A 20,264-nucleotide genomic window follows, 5' to 3' on the forward strand; every position below is an offset into this window, starting at 1 on the left:
TTTATAATATAAACCGAAGTATTTCACTTCGGTTTTTTTGTACATTTAGGTCAACCAACCTTAATAAATACATGTGTTTTAGATTAACAACTCTAAAATCAATACCTCTTGTATTGTGTTTTGTTTTTGCAATAACATCAAATCTTAATGCGCAACAATTAGATTTTTTTAAATATGGCGTTGAAAAAGGATTGTCTCAAGAAACCATAAATACAATACTAAAAGACAGTAATGGTTTTCTGTGGTTAGGTACACAAGATGGATTAAATCGATTTGATGGTCACTCCTTTAAGGTTTATAAATCTCAAAAAAAGAATCCAGAAAGCATTTCAGGAAATTTTATAAATGCTTTAGCTGAAGATCAGAGTGGAAATATTTGGATAGCCACAAAGAACAATGGACTATGCTACTACTCTCCAAAAACAGATTCCTTTACTAAAATCATAATTCCTAATTTACCCAATAATGCACAATGCAATAAACTATCATTAGACAATAAAGGAAATGTTTTTGCAGCGTTTTTAGATCAGGGTTTGATAACAATTACTGTTTCTGAAAATACAATTGCAGCATCAAAAATTTCATTTTTTGAAAATACACCTGCGAATATTACCGCTTTAAAAATTGTGAAAAACAATGTTTGGGTTGGAACAAGAGATGGTGAAATTTACTATTCTAAAATTACAGGTTCTGAGTTTACATTTAATAGGCTAATGCCTGAGTTTAATGAGCTAAAAATTCATTCTTTTTTAGATTCAAAAAACGGATTATGGATAGGTACAGATGAAGGTTTATATCTTTTAAATCAAAATACAAGTCAAATAAATACTATAGCCTTGAAATCTAGTAACCCTATTGCGATATTCGATATGGTTTCAAAAGGAAATGAATTGTATTTAGCTACAGATTCAGGATTTATATGGTGCAACAACTTCAATAAAAATAATAATTCGTTTTTACAGACTAAACTATTTGACACTAATACAAGTGAAGAAACTGGTCTATTAACTAATAGAATAAATAGTGTATTTGTAGAAGATGATTTTCTATGGCTTGGAGGCGACAAACTTTATCAAGCCGCTTTAAAAGACCTTGTCTTTAAGTTAGTACAAAAAAATAAACCTCAAAAAAACACTTTAAAAAACGAACACGTTTATACGTTTGCAAAGAGCAAACATGGTCTTTGGGTAGGAACATTAGATGGATTACATTTAATTACTGAAAACAAAACATACTATTACAACAACATTCCTCATAATACAGTAAGAAGTATCGCTATAGATACTAAAAATAATTTATGGATAGGAACTCAAAAAGGTGTGGCCTTGACCAATCTTAATAGTTTTGATCCTACAGCTCCGAGTTTTATTACTGTTAATAAACACGCTGTTGATTCATTAAGTTTAAGTAACCTTAAAATTAGAAATATTCATGCAGATACTAATGGCGATATTTGGATAGCAACTTTAGGCGGTGGAACCCATCGGTTTATTGGAGATATTGACGCCCGAGATTTCAAATTTCAACAGTTTAAAAACAAACCGAAAAATAAAAATAGTATTAGCACGAATGTAAACTATGTGTTTTATAAGGATCAATCTAATGGGTATTGGATTGGTACTGAAAATGGACTCAATCATTTACAATTCAATTCCTCTGGATTTGGAAATCCAAAATTTACTAGGTTTAAGAATGACGAAGAAAACCCCAATTCCATTAGCAATAATACTATTCTAAGTGTTCTTGAGGATACTGACAAAACCTTATGGGTTGGAACTCTCAATGGGATAAATAGATATAATCCAGAAACTAATGGGTTTAAAGTTTTCAACGAAGAACACGGACTAACAAATGGTGTGGTTTATTCTATTCAACAAGATGAAACCGGACTTTTATGGTTATCAACAAACTCTGGAATTTTCAGTTTTAATAAATCCACAGAACAGTTTGCAAATTACAATGAAAATGATGGCTTACAGGGAAACGAGTTTAATTTAGGCGCTAGCTTTAAAGATCATAATGGGATTCTTTATTTTGGAGGAACAAATGGTTATAATTATTTCAACCCTTATGACGTTGGTCAATTAGACAGTGATGGTGAGTTAACTTTTACTAATGTAAAAATTGATGACACCAATCATTTTTTTAAAGCTCTAATTAATAAAAATGAAGATAGGAGTTCAAAAATTGAATTAGCTTTTAATCAATTTCCATTTTATTTAGAGTTTTCAGATTTGGATTTCAATCCTCAAAAAAACAATAGTTACGTTTATAAATTATTACCTAATGATACTGAATGGAACGACCTTCAAAAAAGGAAAGAAATTCAGTTTTTGAATATGGCTTCAGGAGAGTATACTCTATTGGTCCAAGGTAAAACCAGAGGGGAAATCTGGAATTCTGCGCCATTAAAACTAGCCTTAAAAGTTACTCCTCCTTGGTGGAAAACTCATGTGGCATACATTATTTATACCTTATTGTTTTTGTCTTTCGTTTCAGCCTTATATTATTTTCAGTTACAGAAAAAACTTCAAGAGCAACAAACACAAAAGCTAAAAGAACTAGATGCTCTGAAAACCAAACTATATACCAATATAACCCATGAGTTCAGAACACCTTTAACGGTTATAAAGGGCATCACTTCTAACTTAAGTGAAAATTTTCAAAAATTAAAAGATGACGATTCCGTAAAATCACTAAAAACTATTGAACATAATAGTAATGCTGTTCTTAAATTAGTAAATCAAATGCTAGATCTTGCTAAAATTGATAAGCAAAAAATGACATTAAAACCTGTTCAAGCAGATTTGGTCTGGTATTTAAAACATATCGTTACGCATTTTTCATCTTATGCAGAATCAAAAGATATAAAACTTACTTTTTACACCGAAGAAAGAGAGCTCATCTGTGACTTTGATGCTAATTCTATACAAAAAATAATGAGTAATCTCCTCAGTAATGCTATTAAAAACAGTGAGGTAAACGATCAAATTGTAGTGCACTTAAAAACTGGGAAAAATACAGTTTCAATTAAAGTTAAGGACTCTGGAAAGGGTATTGCAAAAGAACATTTAACGTCAATTTTTGATCGATTTTACCAAGTTGATAATACAACCGAATATACCGAAGAGGGTTCCGGAATTGGATTAACCCTAACAAAAGAGCTCGTGCATTTAATGAAAGGCTCCATTCGCGTTGAAAGTGAAATTCATATAGGAACAACATTTAACATTACATTGCCAATTACCAATAGCGCACCAAAAGAAGCGTTAAAAGAACAATTGTTAGATGCTTTAATTACTTCAAGCCCTTTAGAAGACAGTTTTATAGAGACAATTGATAATCAATCGAATGAAAAGGCAATCGTTTTAATTGTTGATGATAATAAAGATATTTTAAACCTATTACAAACATCATTAGTAAGCCATTATAATGTCATTTCTGCTATCAATGGAAAAACTGGAATTGAAAAAGCTTTAGAACACATACCTGATGTTATAATTAGTGATATCATGATGCCGGAAAAAAACGGATTTGAGTTGTGCAAAACACTCAAAAGTGATGAAAAAACATCACATATTCCAATTATTCTATTGACGGCAAAAGCTTCAGATCAAGATAAAATAAGAGGTCTTTCAAATGGTGCTGATGCATTTATAACAAAGCCTTTTAATAAAGCAGAACTATTCGTAAGAATTCAAGAGCTTATTAAACTTAGAACATTACTATATCAAAAATACACTAGCGCTTCATCTTGGGATGCAATTCCAAGTAAAGACCTTGAAGACAAAGATGCTGCATTTATGAATAAGGTCTTGTTTTATATTGAACAAAACATTGATGATGCGTCATTCAACTCAATGCGATTATCAAGAGAACTAGGTTTAAGTGAATCACAGCTTTATAGAAAATTGAAAGCAACAACTGACGCGTCTACAGCTGTTTTTATTAGAAGGGTTCGTCTTCAAAAAGCAAAAACAATACTTCAAAATTCAGAATTCACTATTTCTGAAATCGCTTATCAAACAGGTTTTAATAGTCCTGGTTGGTTTAGCAGAGCATTTAAGGCTGAATTTGGCTATGCTCCAAATGAAACACGTAAATAGCTGTAATTCAAAAACTTATATTATAATCTACCATTAAAATGCAAGAATAGTATATGCGAATTACTATTAATGCAACATTACTCTTAGTAATTTTTGAAATACTTAAAGCCTTCACAATCATTGTCTTGTAATTTCATTTCATATTAATTATTTCAATTCATATTAATAGTAGTGAAAAGAGTACTCACATCTTTTAAGAAAAAGGCAATTGTCATTTTAGATGGCTATAAGTTTTGTGGTGCCTCCAAAAAGAAAGTATTGTTCGGAAATGGTTTTGTTTGGTGTGAAGGCAACACCCATTGCAAAGATAAAGCTTGTTCTACACGTTTATTTAGTAGAGATGAAGAAGCTCCTCAAAACGAGCCTGATTCATGGGAGTTTGAAGCAAAGTCGAACATAAAGATTCGCACAAAGGAATTAAGAGTATATCATGCATTTTGCGTAAATAAAATAAAACTATAAACAGAAATTAACCAAACCTTTATATTATGAAAACAACACAACTTTTTTTAATGGTATTAGCGTTTATTTTAATAAACACTGCTACTCAATTACAATCTCAAAATTTAAATGAGAATGAAATATCTTTTCAAGATTTAGATATAGTCTCTATGTCGTCAAGCACAATAGATCTTAGATCATATGAAGTCAACATAGATGATTATAAGATAGCATATAGTGTTGAAAATGCACCCACGAGTATTACTCAAAATGATGCCCAAGTTAATGCTATTGCGTATGCACTTAGTATGGCTGCGTTTGGCCTTGGTTTTGGGTTTAATGGCGATCAAACTCTCTGGTGCCTACACGCTGAATATTATTATAGATTGGCAATGCTAAAGCGTTCAGCTGTATATGGAGCTTTAGGCGTAGCCTATAATGGTTCAAATAGTGATTTTGTTTCAACATCTTTAATTGATATAACATTAAAAGTTCTAATGTTCGCTCAATTAGTTAAGCAATTTCAACAAGTTAGATTTCTTTACGGTTTAGCTGGTGGATACGGTTTTGGTAAAGAAAAATTTGAAGATGGATTTACCTATGATATAACCAGACTTACTATTGGAATAGTTCTCGGTTTCCAAATCATGATGGCACAACAGTGGGCATTAATGATTCAAACCAATGTTTTCAATTATCAAGAACAAACCCGTAAATACGAAGATTTTGAAACAAAAACGTTTTCAAGATGGGGATTAATTAACAAAAGAAATCTACTCGCATTTTCTCTGGTTTACACTTTTGCAAATTCGAAAAACTAAAAAATAATTAAATAAATTTTATTATGAAAACATCAACATTTTTTACGAGATTAATTTATCTAATTCTGCTTTCTTTTTTAATATCCACAAATTATGGATGTAAAGCAATGTTTGACGCCGAATTAAACGGAGAGCAAACTATACCATTTACAAAAGAAGGGTTGTTAGATTTGAACAAACTTTCGGAATGGGTAGAGGCAGATCAAGAACCAGAACTTATAGCATACCACTATCCAACTCAATTTGTAGCAGCATCAGGAGGATTTGGATTAAACTCTTCTGAAGGCGAGAGTGAAACTTCCTTTTGTCTTGGTGGAGAATATAATTATAGGATTTCTGAAGACAATTATAATGGAGCAAGCTATGTAGGTGCTGCTGTTAGTCATCACATAAGTAATGCAGACGAATACAAATTTAATAGGACTAGTTTTGGATTGCAATACACCTATTTTGATAGAATTACAAAAAATGCTGAATTAGATCTTACTTATGGTCTTAAGGCGAATTATGAAATTGGAAATCTTGAAAATTTCGGTTTTGAAGAGGACTTTAATGGCTATGGTGCCTCCTTGATTTTTGGTGCAAATTTTAATGTCAACGATAAAATTGCTGTTGGCGTTACAGTTCCGTTTTTATCTTATTCTCAACGTACTTATGAGTATGAAGACAATGAAAGGGAGATTAGTAATACGTGGCTAGGCTTAAACAAAGACAATATGGTTATGGCTTATGCTCGTATTGGTCTTGGTAAATAATATTTAGACATTTTGAGACACGGTTTTTAAAATTGATTATTTGAAATTGGTCTTAAATGAGGAGGCTTGAACTAATGTTTGAGCCTCTTTGTTTTTAAACATTTTCTATGTCAAAAGGCTTTCCTAAGTAAACCAATTTCCAGTGCTCGCCAATCTTGTTCACGTCTTTATTGTTAGAAGAAATAATCGTTAATTCATCATTATCATCTTTCAAAAATAAAGGAATAATATCTTTATCCTTATTAGTCATTTCAATTAACGTGTCATAATGGGACTTATCAGTAAGTTCTATTTCATTAACTGTTGGAAACTTGCGTGTAACTTCAGATAGCTGAAGATAATCGTCCGTGTGAGAAAATAAACCTTCTTTTGGATTGTTTTTATTGTCCTTCATTTCATCAGTTGTTACTAATCGAAAACTTCCGTTTTCTCCAAACTGTTTACTAAATTTATTAATAGCATACTTATTAATATCAGCACTACCTGTTAATGCCATAAGGTATCCAATGTCATTAAGTTCAATATTATCAAGTAGTTTGTCTGAATAGATATTGGTATTCAAAGCCTCAAGACCAAGGTCTTTTGCTTTTTGAATGTTGGTTTCATTACTATCAATTAAAACCACATGTCTTCCGTTAGACTCAAGATAATGACCTAACAGACGAGATACTTTTGAAGCGCCAACAATTAAAATACCTTCAGACTTAGTTAAAAATACACCTATCGTTTTTGCGAAAAAACGTGCTGTTGTAGCATTCAGTAATACGGTTCCAAGAACAATCATAAACACCAAAGGGGTTATATATTCAGCTCCTAAAACTCCATTTTTTGCCAACTTTAACCCAAATAAAGAAGCGATTCCGGCTGCTACAATACCTCTTGGTCCAACCCAACTTATAAATAGTTTTTCATTCAACTTTAAATCAGAACCGTGAGTACTTAAAAAAACACCAATGGGTCTAATTACAAAAACTACTATTGCGAATAAAATTGCAGTTTCCCAATTATAAATAAGCATTAAATCCTCCATATTGATATTTGCAGCGAGAAGAATAAATAGGATGGAAATTAATAATACACTAAGTGACTCCTTAAAATATAGTAACTCTTTTAGGTAGGGTGAATCTGAGTTTCCCAAAACCATTCCCATAACAACTACCGCTAATAATCCTGATTCATGAGCAAAATTATCTGATAACACAAAAACCCCTAAAACAGCTGCTAAAGCAAAAACGTTTAATAAGTAATGTGGAATCCATTTCTTATTGATCGAAAAATTAAGTGCATGTGCAAATGTGAATCCAAAGGTAGAGCCAAATAAAACGATTTTACCAAACTCTATAAAAGCAGTTTTTGTAAATTCTCCTCCTCCTCCAACACTTATAAATTCGAACACTAATACTGCAACTAATGCTCCAATAGGATCAATTAAAATACCTTCCCATTTTAACACTGCTGAAACATCTTTTTTTAATGGAATATTTCGCAGAATAGGCGTGATTACAGTTGGTCCTGTAACTATAATCAAACCAGAAAATAAAAATGAGATCTCCCAACTTAATTCAAAAATAAAATGAGCAGCAACTGCAGCTCCAAAAAAAGTAACTAAGGCACCTAGAGTAATTAACTTACTAATAACTGGGCCTACATTTTTAATTTCACTAAGCTTTAGTGTTAATCCACCTTCAAATAAAATGATACTAATAGCCAGAGATACAAAATAAAACAAGCTTTCGCCGGGAAACAAACCTTCAGTTCCATTCCAAATGGGTTCAATCCATTTTGTTCCATCTTCGGATAAAAACTCCGCGGCAACTGGTCCAACAAGTAAGCCAATAAGGATTAAAGGTAGAATTGCTGGAATTTTAAATTTCCAAGCCACCCACTGTGCTAATATACCTAAGATGATGATTCCTGCTAATTCTAACATTCTTTCTTTTTTGTGAAAATACTAAAAAATTACAATTTTATATTTAGGCTATTGGTCTTGAGTATTCTTAGTAGCAAATCAATTGTTTTTGAAAACTCTATTTTAAAGTCATGTGTCCTAATAAATTATGTGAAAAAGTAAGCATGTTTTTCACTTCGTCTGTACGAGCAATATGGAGGTATTTAAATATCATCAATGCTTCTCCGTTACTTTCTATATGATGAATTTCATTTTGTTCTAAAAAACGAATAAGCTCATCAGTGAAAAAGGCTCTTATAACCTCTTCATTTTCTCCGCTTAATTGAAATTTGTTTGAAAATCCTGGATATTTTACAAAATTAATATCTCGTCTTTTTCCAGAAAAAACCTTCACTTTTTCGAAAATTTTATCAAAAAGTCCTTCTTTATCAATAATAAATCGAGGTATAGGCGATGGTAATCGAACAATTTGTACCGTCGTTTGATATACTTCTAATGCAAGCATGGCGCCTTCATCAAACACGATATCTGCGATCTCCCATTTTGCATTATTTTCCACATCAACCCCTTGTAAAGAGTTGCTTTTCATTTCTATTGGACGTGAATCAAAGAATGTGAAATTCCTTAGATAGGATGTATTCCAATCAATTTCTCGTTCAAAAGACCAGTGGTTAGCAATAGCCAACTTCTGTAAGCGTATTTGACGTTGGGTAATTCTCTTTTTTACACGACCAGTTATGATTCTTAAAGCTCTATTATGACTTGTAGACGCCACATGATTGTCTAGACCAATTAGTTTTACATCTCCTCCATCATTATCATGAATGCGCTTAAATTCAATCAGGTTTTCCATTATTGTAAGGTCCACCAAACGAGTTTGTGACATATCTATCCGCACAGTTGATCCTGCCGGAATATCACCTAATAGTTTATCAAGTTGTAAAGCATATAAAAAATTTGAAATACCTTTTAACTTAACATCATAAGTGCCATTTTCTAAAACATACACTTTCGAACCAGATTTATAGACTTTTTTAAAGAAGGCCATAAAACCTACCTTGGCTAATAACATTTGTAAAATTAGTGTCACTAAAATACCTCCCACAATTCCATAAAGCAAATCTGTAAATAAGGTAATAATAAGTGTAGACGATAAAAACAATAATTGTTCAACTCCTTGGTCATATGCATGCTTAAAAACTTTGGGTGAAGCTAATTTAAATCCAGTGTGTACCAAAATAGCAGCTAATGCAGCTAATGGAACACTTCTTAAAATTGGTGCCAAAATAAGAACAAATAGAATTAAAAAGATTCCATGATAGAAATTAGACCATTTGGTTTTAGCATTACTATTAACATTAACTGTACTTCTAACAATTACGGTAATAATTGGAAGTCCACCTAGTGCGCCCGAAACCATAGTACTTAATCCAACACCCACTAAATCTTTATTAAGGTTGGTTGTTCGTTTATATGGATCTAACTTATCAACAGCTCGTGCACTAGCTAAGGTTTCAACAGATGCAATCATGGTGATAGACAAAACGGTAAGCCAAAAAGCTGAGGTCCCAATCATACCAAAATCAGGATGCATTATACTATCTAACGGGTTGTCTGGAATATCTATTAATAAATTTGGACCAACATTGTAAGTGTTTCCAAAAAGAGATATACTGTGTTCATTAAAAAAATCAAAACCAAAGACTAGCGGTATCGCTAATAACAAAACCCACATTGGCGCAGGGATAATTCGAATAAATTTATGTTTTATTTTTTTATAAAAAACAAGAACTAAAATCCCGGATAATGCTACCAAAAAAACAAAAGGATTTGCTTCTGGTAATTTATAAAAAATATCTAATAAAGTGCCAATGGTAGTATCAGCATCAGATGTGGTTCCAAGTGCATAATGAGCTTGTTTTGCGAAAATTATAACACCAATTGCGGCTAAAATTCCATGAAGAACAGATGATGGTAATAGTTTAGCAAATCGCCCCATTTTTAGGAATCCTAAAAGAGTTTGAATTCCACCAGATATAACAATTGCAGCTAAAACATAATTAATATTACCTTCTAACACTACTAGACCTCCTAAAATGACTGCAATTAATCCAGCTGCTGGACCATTAATTGCCAAGTGACCTCCTCTAAAAAATGTTGTTACAACTCCTCCAATTATTGCGGAAAGAACTCCGGCCATTGGTGTTACTTCAGAAGCAACAGCAATTCCAAGTGCTAGAGGTAGGGCTACAAGTGAGACGCTTAAGGCTGCGGAAAGATCATTACGCCAATTTTCTTTTAATCCTTTAATTCCAGAAGCAGGCATCGCATTTTTAGTTATCATATTTCAAAAAAAGGTCAATTATGGCATAATATACGTTTTTCAAAAAAATGAAATCATTTAAAAAGCTAAAAAAATAATTTTGTTTTTTCTAGTGGGCTTAACATCAGTAAATTAATACATTATGAATAAATTCATGTTTCTTGAGTTACAATTTCACTTTTCAAACCGACAAAATTCCGTGATATCTTAATAAAGTGCTAAAACCTACCGTGTTCATGGTCATATTTATTAATTTGCAATCATGAATTTATATCCAATAAACGCTGGTAATTTTAAACTTGATGGTGGTGCCATGTTTGGTGTTGTCCCTAAATCACTTTGGACAAGAACTAATCCTGCAGATGCCAATAACATGATTGATATAGCGGCTCGCTGTTTATTAATTGAAGATGGTAATCGATTAATTTTAATTGATACTGGAATGGGAAACAAACAAAGTGATAAGTTTTTTGGATATTATTTTCTTTGGGGAAATGATTCTATTGATAAGTCGCTCAAAGCTCATGGGTTTCATCGTGATGATATTACAGATGTGTTTATGACGCATTTACATTTTGATCACTGTGGAGGAAGTGTTCAATGGAATAAGGACCGAACCGGTTATGAACCAGCTTTTAAAAACGCTCAGTTTTGGAGTAATAAAAATCACTGGGAATGGGCAACACAGCCTAACAAACGGGAAAAAGCTTCTTTTTTAAAAGAAAACATTTTGCCAATGGAAGAAAGTGGACAATTAAAATTTACGTCACTTCCAGAAATAGACATGCTTAAAAATTCAGAACTTGGTTTCGATATTTTTTTTGCTAATGGTCACACCGAAAAACAAATGATTCCTATGATCCAGTATAAAGGCAAAACCATTTGTTTTATGGCAGATTTACTTCCTACTGCAGGACATTTACCTGTGCCATTTGTTATGGGTTACGACACAAGGCCGTTACTTTCATTGGATGAAAAAGAAAAATTTCTCAAAATGGCAGCAGACTATGACTATTACTTGTTTTTAGAACATGATGCACACAACGAAATTATTACTGTGCAGCATACTGAAAAAGGTGTCAGACTTAAAAACGTATACACTACTAATGATATTTTTAATTAAAATGAATAACTGCATTAAATCTTTCGCTTTACCATTTTTCGCTTCAGTATTACTTTCTAGTTGCGGTGGTTCATCAGGTATTATATCTACTCCAGCTGAAAACATAGACCATTCGCCATTGAAAGTATCTCCATTAACCGAAAATGAGCTAAAAACATGGTCGCATTTAGATTTAGTGAAAGACACAATTCCAGGAATGAGTGTTGAAAAAGCATATTCAGACATCATAAAAAATAAAAAAGGGAAAACTGTTATTGTTGCTGTAATTGACTCTGCAACTGATATAGACCATGAAGATTTAGATGATGTATTATGGACAAATAAGGATGAAATTCCGAACAACGGAAAAGATGACGATAATAATGGCTATGTGGATGATATTCATGGCTGGAATTTTATTGGTGACACTTATTATGAGCAATTAGAATATGTAAGATTATTGGTTTCTGGGGACAAACAAAACCCAAGATATACAGAAGCCGGAGAAAAATACAATATCGAATTTCAAAAGTATTCTCAGTATAAAACTCAATCTTCACAATTACTACAACAAGTTGTTGATGCGGATAATGCAGTTTCAAAGTTTTTAAAAAAGAAAGACTACACTAAAGAGGAGGCTTCTGCTATTAAAACCGAAGACAAAGCACTTCAAGAATCGATTGCATTGGTTGGCTATATATTAAGCCTAGATTACGATACGGTTGACGCCTTTAAAAAAGCACTTGAAAAGGATTTAATTACAATTAATACGCGATTAGATTACCACTTAAATAAAAACTTCAAAGGCAGAAAAACAAGTGATGATTCAAATGATTTATCAGATGTTGGATATGGTAATAACAATCCAAGACCAACTATCAAAACTGAAAGCCACGGGACACACGTAAGTGGTATTATTTTAGCAGAACGCGATAACAATAAAGGAGTAAAAGGTGTCGCCAATAACGCAAAATTAATGGCTATACGCACCACTCCCAATGGTGATGAGTATGATAAAGACGTAGCTTTAGCGATTCGCTATGCTGCAGATAATGGTGCGAAAATTATCAACATGAGTTTTGGTAAATCATTTTCACCTCATAGCGATTGGGTAAGAGATGCTATTGTATATGCTGCCACTAAAGATGTACTAATTGTTCATGGTTCAGGAAATGACGCTCACAGTGTAGATGTACATGTAAATTTCCCCAACGATGTCGTTGGTGGAGGACAAGAGATTGCTGATAATTTCATTACGGTTGGCGCTTTAACACCAAGGTATGGTCCGAGTATGGTTGCAGATTATTCTAACTTCGGAAAAATTAGTGTTGACGTATTTGCTCCTGGATCTGAAATTTATTCAGCAACTCCTGAAAACGAATACGAATCGCAAAATGGAACGTCCATGTCAGCTCCAAATGTTGCTGGTGTAGCTGCTTTAATTCGGTCTCAATATCCAAGCTTAACAGCGCCTCAAGTAAAACAAATAATAATGGATTCTGGATTACCAATTAATACTAAAGTTTTAGTTGGCGAATCAAGAGATATTGAAAACCTTAAAGATATCTCAAAATCAGGTAAAATTGTTAATGCATATAATGCTTTAATTATGGCAGCACAAATTACAAATCAATAATTATCAAACTTAAATCCTACTAATGAAACATCTTTTTGTTTTAATATTAAGTATTACTCTTTTTACTTCTGAAGCTTTATCGCAATCACCTCAAATAGAATATAAAACTGATGGGTATTGGCAACAGCAAGCAGACTATACTATGGAGATTGATATGGATGTAACATCGTATCAGTTTGAAGGAAAACAAAACATTATTTATACTAATAATTCTCCTGACGAATTAGATAAAGTCTTTTACCACTTATATTTCAATGCATTTCAACCCGGAAGCGAAATGGATATGAGGGCACAAACTATTCCAGATCCAGATAAGCGGCTTGCTCCAAATATTGGTACTGATGAAGATCCTATTTATGAAAGTAGAATTTCTATACTCAAACCTAATGAAATTGGCTATATCAACGTAAAATCACTTCTTCAAAACGGAAAACAGCTCACTTATGATGTTGTGGGAACTGTTTTAGAGGTTAAATTAAATCAACCCGTTCAGCCTGGAGAAAAGGTTCAATTTGATATGATTTTTGAAGGACAGGTTCCTACTCAAATTCGTCGATCGGGAAGAAACAATAATGAGGGTGTTGCTTTATCCATGTCGCAATGGTACCCGAAATTAGCAGAATATGATGACGAAGGTTGGCATGCTTATTCATACATCGCAAGAGAGTTTTATGGTGTTTGGGGTAATTATGATGTAAAAATCAGCATAGATAAAGATTACACTATAGGAGGAACAGGATATCTTCAAAACCCAAACGAGATTGGTCATGGTTACGAAACTTCAGAAGAAGTACAGCCTTCAAAAGGAGATAAGCTTACCTGGCATTTTATTGCGCCTGATGTTCATGATTTTACTTGGGCTGCAGATCCTGATTACATTCATGATACATTACAAGTTGAAAATGGTCCAATGCTACATTTCTTGTATAAGAATACAATGGCTCCAGAAAAATTGGATAATTGGAAACAACTGCAGCCAAAAGCTGCTGAATTAATGACCTACTACAGTGATTTAGTAGGAACATATCCTTACGAACAATACTCTATAATACAAGGTGGTGATTCAGGTATGGAATATGGAATGTGTACCCTTATTAATGGCGAAAGGGAATTTGAGAAAATGTTTAGGTCTACAGTTTCTCATGAAATGGCTCATACTTGGTTTCAGTTTTTATTAGCCAGTAATGAGGCCAAACACGAATGGATGGATGAAGGTTTTGCAACTTATATCGAATATAAAGCAATGGATGATTTTTATAACGAGAATAAAACAAACCCTTGGGAGAAATCATATACTAATTATAAGAATATAGTAAATTCTGGAATGGAGCAATCACAAACTAATTATGCAGATAGGTATGAATTAAATAAGATTTATACAGCAGCTTCTTATTATAAAGGATGTGTGTTTTTAGCACAATTGGGCTATGTGATTGGTGAAGACAACTTAGATAAAACTATTAAAAAGTACTATAAAGACTTTGTGTTTAAACACCCAAAACCATTGGATATTATTCGTACTGCGGAAAAAATTTCTGGACTTGAACTAGATTGGTATTTAATGGATTTCACACAAACCACAAACGTCATCGATTATACGGTTAAAAGCATTGATAAAAAAATGGTGACACTAGAGCGTTTCGAACTTATGCCAATGCCAATAGATGTTACAGTAACTTATTCTGATGGTACTTCAGAAGATTTTTATATAGCTTTGCGACAAATGCGTGGCGAAAAGCCAACCTCAGCCACCATTCTTGACGATTGGGCCTGGACATTTCCAACCTATACTTTTGAAGCTTCAAAAACCGTGGCATCTGTTCAAATTGATCCGTCGGGTTTAATGGCTGATATATATTTAGAAGACAATACGTTGTCTGTGGTTAAAAAGAACTAGGTTCAGTTTTTATAAAATATTATAACAAATGTTTGGTTTAAGTGTGCTTTTAGTATCTTGGCTCTTACATCTAAAAACGAGATTCAATGCACTTCATAGTGTTCCATATAGATGAATAAACAACAATAATTATCAATTGATTAACCGTAACAATTATTCGTTTTAAAACGTATTATTTGCAAATTAGAAAGCCAAGAAAAGCATTAAATGTCATTTTCATATCCAAAAAAAGAAAAACTAAAAAGTCAGAAGTTAATCGAACAACTATTTTCTGAAGGAAAGTCTGTTTCTGCTTTTCCACTTAGAATGGTATATTTAAAAACCGAGTTTGAAGATGATGTTCAGTTCAAAACTGGCGTGTCAACTAGTAAACGAAATTTCAAAAATGCGGTAGATAGAAATCGTATCAAACGCTTACTAAGAGAAGCCTACAGACTCAACAAAACTGCATATTTTAACAACATTTCTGGGTCTTATGCGTTAATGATTTTGTACATTGGTAAAGATGGAACAGATTTTGATTCTGTTGAAACCAAAATGAAACAACTTTTAGATGCTTTTTCTGAAAAAGTGTCCCAAAACTAAATGCTGAAAATGATGAAAAGAATACTACATAAACGAATTCTCATTCCGCTATTTGCGGTCACTATATTTTTTGGAGGAACTGCTTTCAAAAGCGACTTTTTTGAAATTGCAAAACAAATCGAAATCTTCACAACGGTATTTAAAGAACTCAACATGAATTATGTTGATGATACCAATCCTGGAGATCTAATGGATACAGCGATTAAAAGCATGTTGAATGATCTTGATCCTTATACTAACTATTATAATGAACAAGATGTTGAAGCTTCTAGAATCAATAACTCTGGTGATTATACAGGTATTGGTGCTAATGTATTAACGCTGAAAGATAAATTGGTTATTGTTGAACCTTATAAAGATTATGCTGCTGATAAAGCCGGTTTAAAGGCAGGTGATGAAATTATAAAAGTAGATAATGTCGTGGTTACTGACTTTAAAGATGATGCCGGGAATTTGCTTCAAGGTGCTGCTGGATCAGATGTTAAAGTTACTTACATAAGACAAGGGAAAACTGAATCTGCAACTATTAAACGTGAAGCTGTAGAAATTAATGCGGTTCCACATTTTTCAATGATTGATGAGGAAACAGGTTATATTGTTCTTCGCAAATTCACTCGTAAAGCTTCTTCAGAAACAAAAAGTGCCGTAAGGGCATTAAAAAATCAAGGTGCTAAACAGCTTATTTTAGATCTTAGAGGAAATCCTGGAGGTTTGCTAACAGAAGCGGTTAATGTCACTAATATTTTTGTGCCTAAAAACCAATTGGTAGTAACTACAAAATCTAAAGTTAAAAAATACAACAAAACCTATTACACTCAAAAAGAACCTGTTGATCTTGAAATCCCTGTCGTTGTTCTTATTGATGGCAGTAGTGCATCTGCAAGTGAAATTGTAGCTGGAGCACTTCAAGATTTAGATCGTGCTGTTGTTATTGGAGCTCGAAGCTTCGGAAAAGGATTAGTACAGCGTCCAAAACCATTAATTTATGGGACACAAATAAAGATAACCATATCTCGTTATTACACGCCTTCTGGTCGATGCATTCAAGCATTGGATTATTGGAATAGAGATGAAAACGGAAAAGCAACTCGTGTAAAGCGAGAAAACTACAATGCATTTAAAACTAAAAAAGGTAGAACTGTTTATGATGGTGGTGGAATTCAACCAGATTTAGAATTAGAAGACTCAAAACAGAGTCCTATAACCAATGCTATTTTGGCTGAAAATTTACTTTTTAAATACGCTACAGATTACTATTATAGTCATCCTGAACCAGCAGATGTTACAAAATTTGAATTAACAAGTTCAGAGTTTTCTAACTTTAAAAACTTCTTAAAAAGTAACAACTTTAATTTTGAAACTAAAGCTGAAAAAGCATTTGCTGAAGCCTTTTTAGTTGCTAAAGAAGAAAAAATAGGAACAGCTATTGATTCAGATTATGAAGATTTACTAAATGCCTTAAACACCTATAAAACTCAGGCTATCGATACTAATAAAACGGAGTTATTAGCGTTATTGTCAGACGAGATTGTAAAACGTTATTTTTATAGAGAAGGGCTTTATACATATTATAAAGCAACGAATCCTGAGATTCAAAAAGGAAGGGAAATTCTAAATTCAACCTCTAATTATAAAGGTTATTTAGATTAAAAGCCCTGAAATTTTGATATAAGAATCAAAATAAACTATATTAGAAACCCTGTTTTAAATACAGTATGAAAAAAATAACACTGATTATATTATTTTTTAGTTCGTTTTTGTTTGCTCAAACAAAAATCATGACACATGAGGTATATTTTGAAACTGATCAATTTGAAGTGCCACCAACTGAACACTATAGACTGCTTTTATTTATGTCTGAAATCGAAACACTAGATATTAAAAAAGTATCTATTTATGGGTTTACAGATGATAGAGGTAACGACTCTTATAATCTGGTATTATCTCAAAATAGAGCTAATGCTATTAAAACTATTTTTTCAAATAATGAATTTGACGAATCCATCATTACTAATGTTGACGGAAAAGGAGAGGTGCTTTTAAAACTCGTTAAAGAAGAGGATATACATAAAATTAGAGGGCTTAATCGAAAGGTTGAAATTATTGTTGAGCCTTACAATCCATCACGTGCTAAAAAAGTAGTGAGCAAAAAACCTGAGAAGGTTGAAGATATTATAAAAGGGGAATTAAAAGCAGGTGATAAATTTAAATTAGATAACATTCTTTTTAAAACAGGTTATAGCACGTTATTACCTGAATCTAAGCCAACTCTCGAAAGCTTAGCTCAAGCTTTATTAGAGCGAAAAGATATCTATTTTACCATTCAAGGCCATGTCTGTTGTACTCAAAACAGTAGAGATGCTATTGATAGACAATCTAAAAAGCGAAATCTTTCGGTTGCAAGAGCAAAATTTATATATGATTATTTAGTTAAACAAGGGGTCAATAAACGGCGAATGAAATACGTCGGTATGCGACGTAAATTTCCGTTAGGTGGTGAGCCAAAATTTGACCGTCGTGTTGAGATTTTAGTTACTTATGTTGGTGTGGCAAGTAAACGAAATTAATTTCTAAGCATTCCAATATGCGGAATACCGTCTTCAAGGTACTCCTCTCCTACTTCAAAAAATTCTAAATTATTGTAAAAACGTTTTAAATACGTTTGCGCAGATACTTTGATGGTGTTTACTTGATAATGAGATTTAATAGCCTTAATTGAAGCATTCATAATATCATAACCATATTTATGCTGACGTTCAGAATCTTTAACCACTACTCTACCAATGCTCGCTTCATTGAAATAATAGCCTGGTTTAAAAATCCTGGTATAAGCCACTACATTTTCATCTTTATAACCTATGACGTGTAATGCGTTTTGATCTTTACCATCAATATCCTGATACACACAATCTTGTTCTACAACAAATACTTCACTTCTAAGCTGAAGTATATTATACAACTCTTGAGTAGTTAATTCCTGGAAGGTTTTTACTTTTATTTCTATCATAATATTTTAATCCTGAACAATAACATCTTTATCATCACACTTTCCAAATTCCGGTTGAATGTTTACGTGATTTATTCCGAAGTTATCAAAAACTAGAGATTGAACTTCGCGTAACACGATGTCAAATTGAGATAAGCTGATGTCTTTATGAAAATCAATATGTGCTTCTAAATGAATTTCTTCTTCGTTTAATTGCCAAATATGAATGTGATGTACGTTTTTAATTACCTCTATTTGCTGAACAACTTTAACAATATCTTCTATTTCAATAGATTGTGGAGTAAATAGCATCAAAACTTTAAACGAATCTTTAAGTAAATTGTAACCCATTATAATAAGATACACTGCAATAGCAAAGGTCAACACGCTATCTACCCAAAACATTTGGTAGTATTTCATTAATAAACCGCCAATTAACACTGCCACACTAGCCATCATATCGGTTAATAAATGCAAATAGGCGCTTTTCATATTCATATTAGCTTCACTATCTTTTTTAAGAAGTAAAACACTAAAACCATTTCCTAAAATAGCAACAATTGATAACCAAATAACTAGATTAGATTCAATCTCTTGAGGGTTTTGAAATCGTTTAACAGCTTCAATAATTAACAAAACCGCAACAATAATAAGTGTTGCTGAATTAATAAAAGCTGCTAAAATTTCAGCACGTTTGTAACCAAATGTCTTACTAAGAGAAGCATTCTTTTTAGTAAGCTTATTAGCGATATAACTGATAATTAATGAAACAACATCAGTAAAATTATGCAGTGCATCACTTAATAATGATAAGCTTCCTGAAATTAATCCACCAATTACTTGAGCAACAGTGATCACAATGTTTAATAAGATAGCAATAAACAGGTTTCTACCTTTTAAGTCATTATGAGAATGAGAGTGATTATGAGAGTGTGAATGACCCATTTAACATGAAATAGGTATTTTATTTATACGATTTTGATGACGTCCTCCTTCAAATTCAGTATTTAAAAACGTATCTACTATTTGAATTGCTTGTTGTATGGCCGTAAAACGTGCAGGAATACAACAAATATTAGCATTATTATGTTGCCTAGTAAGTTCAGTAATTTCTTTGGTCCAACAAATCCCAGCTCTTACTTTTTGATGTTTATTAGCTGTCATAGCAACACCATTAGCGCTTCCGCAAATTAGAATCCCAAAATCTACTTTTTCATTAACCACATCTTCAGCAACAGGATGCACAAAATCTGGGTAATCTACACTATCGTTTGTGTTTGTTCCGTAGTTATTAACAGTAAAACCTTTAGCTTCTAAATGTGCTTTTATAGCTTGCTTATACTCGGTTCCTGCATGATCGTTACCTATAGAAATAGTCATAGTTATGAGGTGTTGTTTAAAAGTCTAAAGTTAATAATTGCTTATAAATAAACCGAAGGATAAAACACTTAGTTATTCATAATAATTAAGTTTGGTTTAAAACTGTTGTGCTTAAGAAATAAGTGCTGTTAACATCTCTAGTGATTTGTATTCATTACTTGTTCATATCTTCTTCTAAGTACTTAAAAGTTTTCTTAGGATTATCCAGTAATTTTTACAACCACTAAGTTATAATTGATAACCTAAAAAGTTAGTCATTTCTTTTAGTGAAGTTATCAGTATTCAAATACTAAGATACTAACACTAAAACTTAAAATACTTAT

15 protein-coding genes are annotated in these 20,264 nt (G+C 32.4%); 10 read left to right on the forward strand and 5 right to left on the reverse strand.

Annotated features, from left to right (window positions below):
- Positions 1-71 precede the first annotated feature (71 nt).
- The 4 genes from RH81_RS07690 (at position 72) to RH81_RS07705 (ending at position 6,123) form a co-directional block, all read left to right on the forward strand.
- Positions 72-4,106, forward strand: coding sequence for a hybrid sensor histidine kinase/response regulator transcription factor (locus RH81_RS07690; protein ID WP_033959478.1), 4,035 nt, complete (start codon positions 72-74; stop codon positions 4,104-4,106).
- A 171-nt stretch (positions 4,107-4,277) separates the two neighbouring features.
- Positions 4,278-4,568 carry a hypothetical protein gene (locus RH81_RS07695; RefSeq protein WP_033959481.1) on the forward strand — a complete coding sequence of 97 codons (291 nt, stop codon included), beginning with the start codon at positions 4,278-4,280 and terminating at the stop codon, positions 4,566-4,568.
- 26 nt (positions 4,569-4,594) lie between these two features.
- Entirely contained in the window at positions 4,595-5,368 is a 774-nt protein-coding gene (locus RH81_RS07700; RefSeq protein ID WP_033959482.1) for a hypothetical protein, read from the forward strand.
- Between the two features lie 23 nt (positions 5,369-5,391).
- Positions 5,392-6,123, forward strand: a complete 732-nt coding sequence (locus RH81_RS07705) for a hypothetical protein (protein WP_152604804.1) — start codon at positions 5,392-5,394, stop codon at positions 6,121-6,123.
- A gap of 94 nt (positions 6,124-6,217) precedes the next feature.
- Here the strand turns inward: RH81_RS07705 and RH81_RS07710 are convergent, their stop codons facing one another.
- Together RH81_RS07710 and RH81_RS07715 are read right to left on the reverse strand one after the other, a co-directional pair.
- On the reverse strand, positions 6,218-8,053 hold the full coding sequence (locus RH81_RS07710; RefSeq protein WP_033959484.1) for a cation:proton antiporter: 1,836 nt from the start codon (positions 8,051-8,053) through the stop codon (positions 6,218-6,220).
- A 97-nt stretch (positions 8,054-8,150) separates the two neighbouring features.
- The gene (locus tag RH81_RS07715) at positions 8,151-10,376 is read right to left on the reverse strand and encodes a SulP family inorganic anion transporter (protein ID WP_033959485.1); all 2,226 of its coding nucleotides are present in this window, start codon (positions 10,374-10,376) and stop codon (positions 8,151-8,153) included.
- Between the two features lie 241 nt (positions 10,377-10,617).
- On the opposite strand from RH81_RS07715, the gene RH81_RS07720 reads away from it, so the two are divergent.
- The 6 genes from RH81_RS07720 (at position 10,618) to RH81_RS07745 (ending at position 18,142) form a co-directional block, all read left to right on the forward strand.
- Positions 10,618-11,478, forward strand: a complete 861-nt coding sequence (locus RH81_RS07720; RefSeq protein ID WP_033959487.1) for an MBL fold metallo-hydrolase — start codon at positions 10,618-10,620, stop codon at positions 11,476-11,478.
- 1 nt (position 11,479) lies between these two features.
- Positions 11,480-13,093, forward strand: coding sequence for a S8 family peptidase (locus RH81_RS07725; protein WP_052172521.1), 1,614 nt, complete (start codon positions 11,480-11,482; stop codon positions 13,091-13,093).
- Positions 13,094-13,115: 22 nt separating this feature from the next.
- The gene (locus RH81_RS07730) at positions 13,116-14,990 is read left to right on the forward strand and encodes a M1 family metallopeptidase (RefSeq protein WP_033959488.1); all 1,875 of its coding nucleotides are present in this window, start codon (positions 13,116-13,118) and stop codon (positions 14,988-14,990) included.
- 207 nt (positions 14,991-15,197) lie between these two features.
- A complete protein-coding gene (gene rnpA, locus RH81_RS07735) occupies positions 15,198-15,575 on the forward strand; it encodes a ribonuclease P protein component (RefSeq protein ID WP_033959489.1) in 378 nt (125 codons plus the stop codon).
- Positions 15,576-15,587: 12 nt separating this feature from the next.
- Positions 15,588-17,225 (forward strand): S41 family peptidase, encoded by a 1,638-nt coding sequence (locus RH81_RS07740; protein WP_033960255.1) that lies wholly within the window; start codon positions 15,588-15,590, stop codon positions 17,223-17,225.
- Between the two features lie 128 nt (positions 17,226-17,353).
- Complete coding sequence (locus RH81_RS07745) at positions 17,354-18,142, forward strand: OmpA family protein (RefSeq protein WP_241478967.1); 789 nt, start codon at positions 17,354-17,356, stop codon at positions 18,140-18,142.
- Here the strand turns inward: RH81_RS07745 and RH81_RS07750 are convergent.
- The 3 genes from RH81_RS07750 to rpiB are packed head-to-tail and all read right to left on the reverse strand — an operon-like array spanning position 18,139 to position 19,941.
- A complete protein-coding gene (locus tag RH81_RS07750) occupies positions 18,139-18,582 on the reverse strand; it encodes a GNAT family N-acetyltransferase (protein WP_033959491.1) in 444 nt (147 codons plus the stop codon). The two genes, RH81_RS07745 and RH81_RS07750, sit on opposite strands and share 4 nt — an antisense overlap.
- A 6-nt stretch (positions 18,583-18,588) precedes the next feature.
- The gene (locus RH81_RS07755; protein WP_033959492.1) at positions 18,589-19,506 is read right to left on the reverse strand and encodes a cation diffusion facilitator family transporter; all 918 of its coding nucleotides are present in this window, start codon (positions 19,504-19,506) and stop codon (positions 18,589-18,591) included.
- The gene (rpiB, locus tag RH81_RS07760; protein ID WP_033959493.1) at positions 19,507-19,941 is read right to left on the reverse strand and encodes a ribose 5-phosphate isomerase B; all 435 of its coding nucleotides are present in this window, start codon (positions 19,939-19,941) and stop codon (positions 19,507-19,509) included. It abuts the gene before it with no gap.
- Positions 19,942-20,264: the final 323 nt, after the last annotated feature.

Source organism: Psychroserpens jangbogonensis, from assembly GCF_000797465.1.
Classification (GTDB): Bacteria; Bacteroidota; Bacteroidia; order Flavobacteriales; family Flavobacteriaceae; genus Psychroserpens; species Psychroserpens jangbogonensis.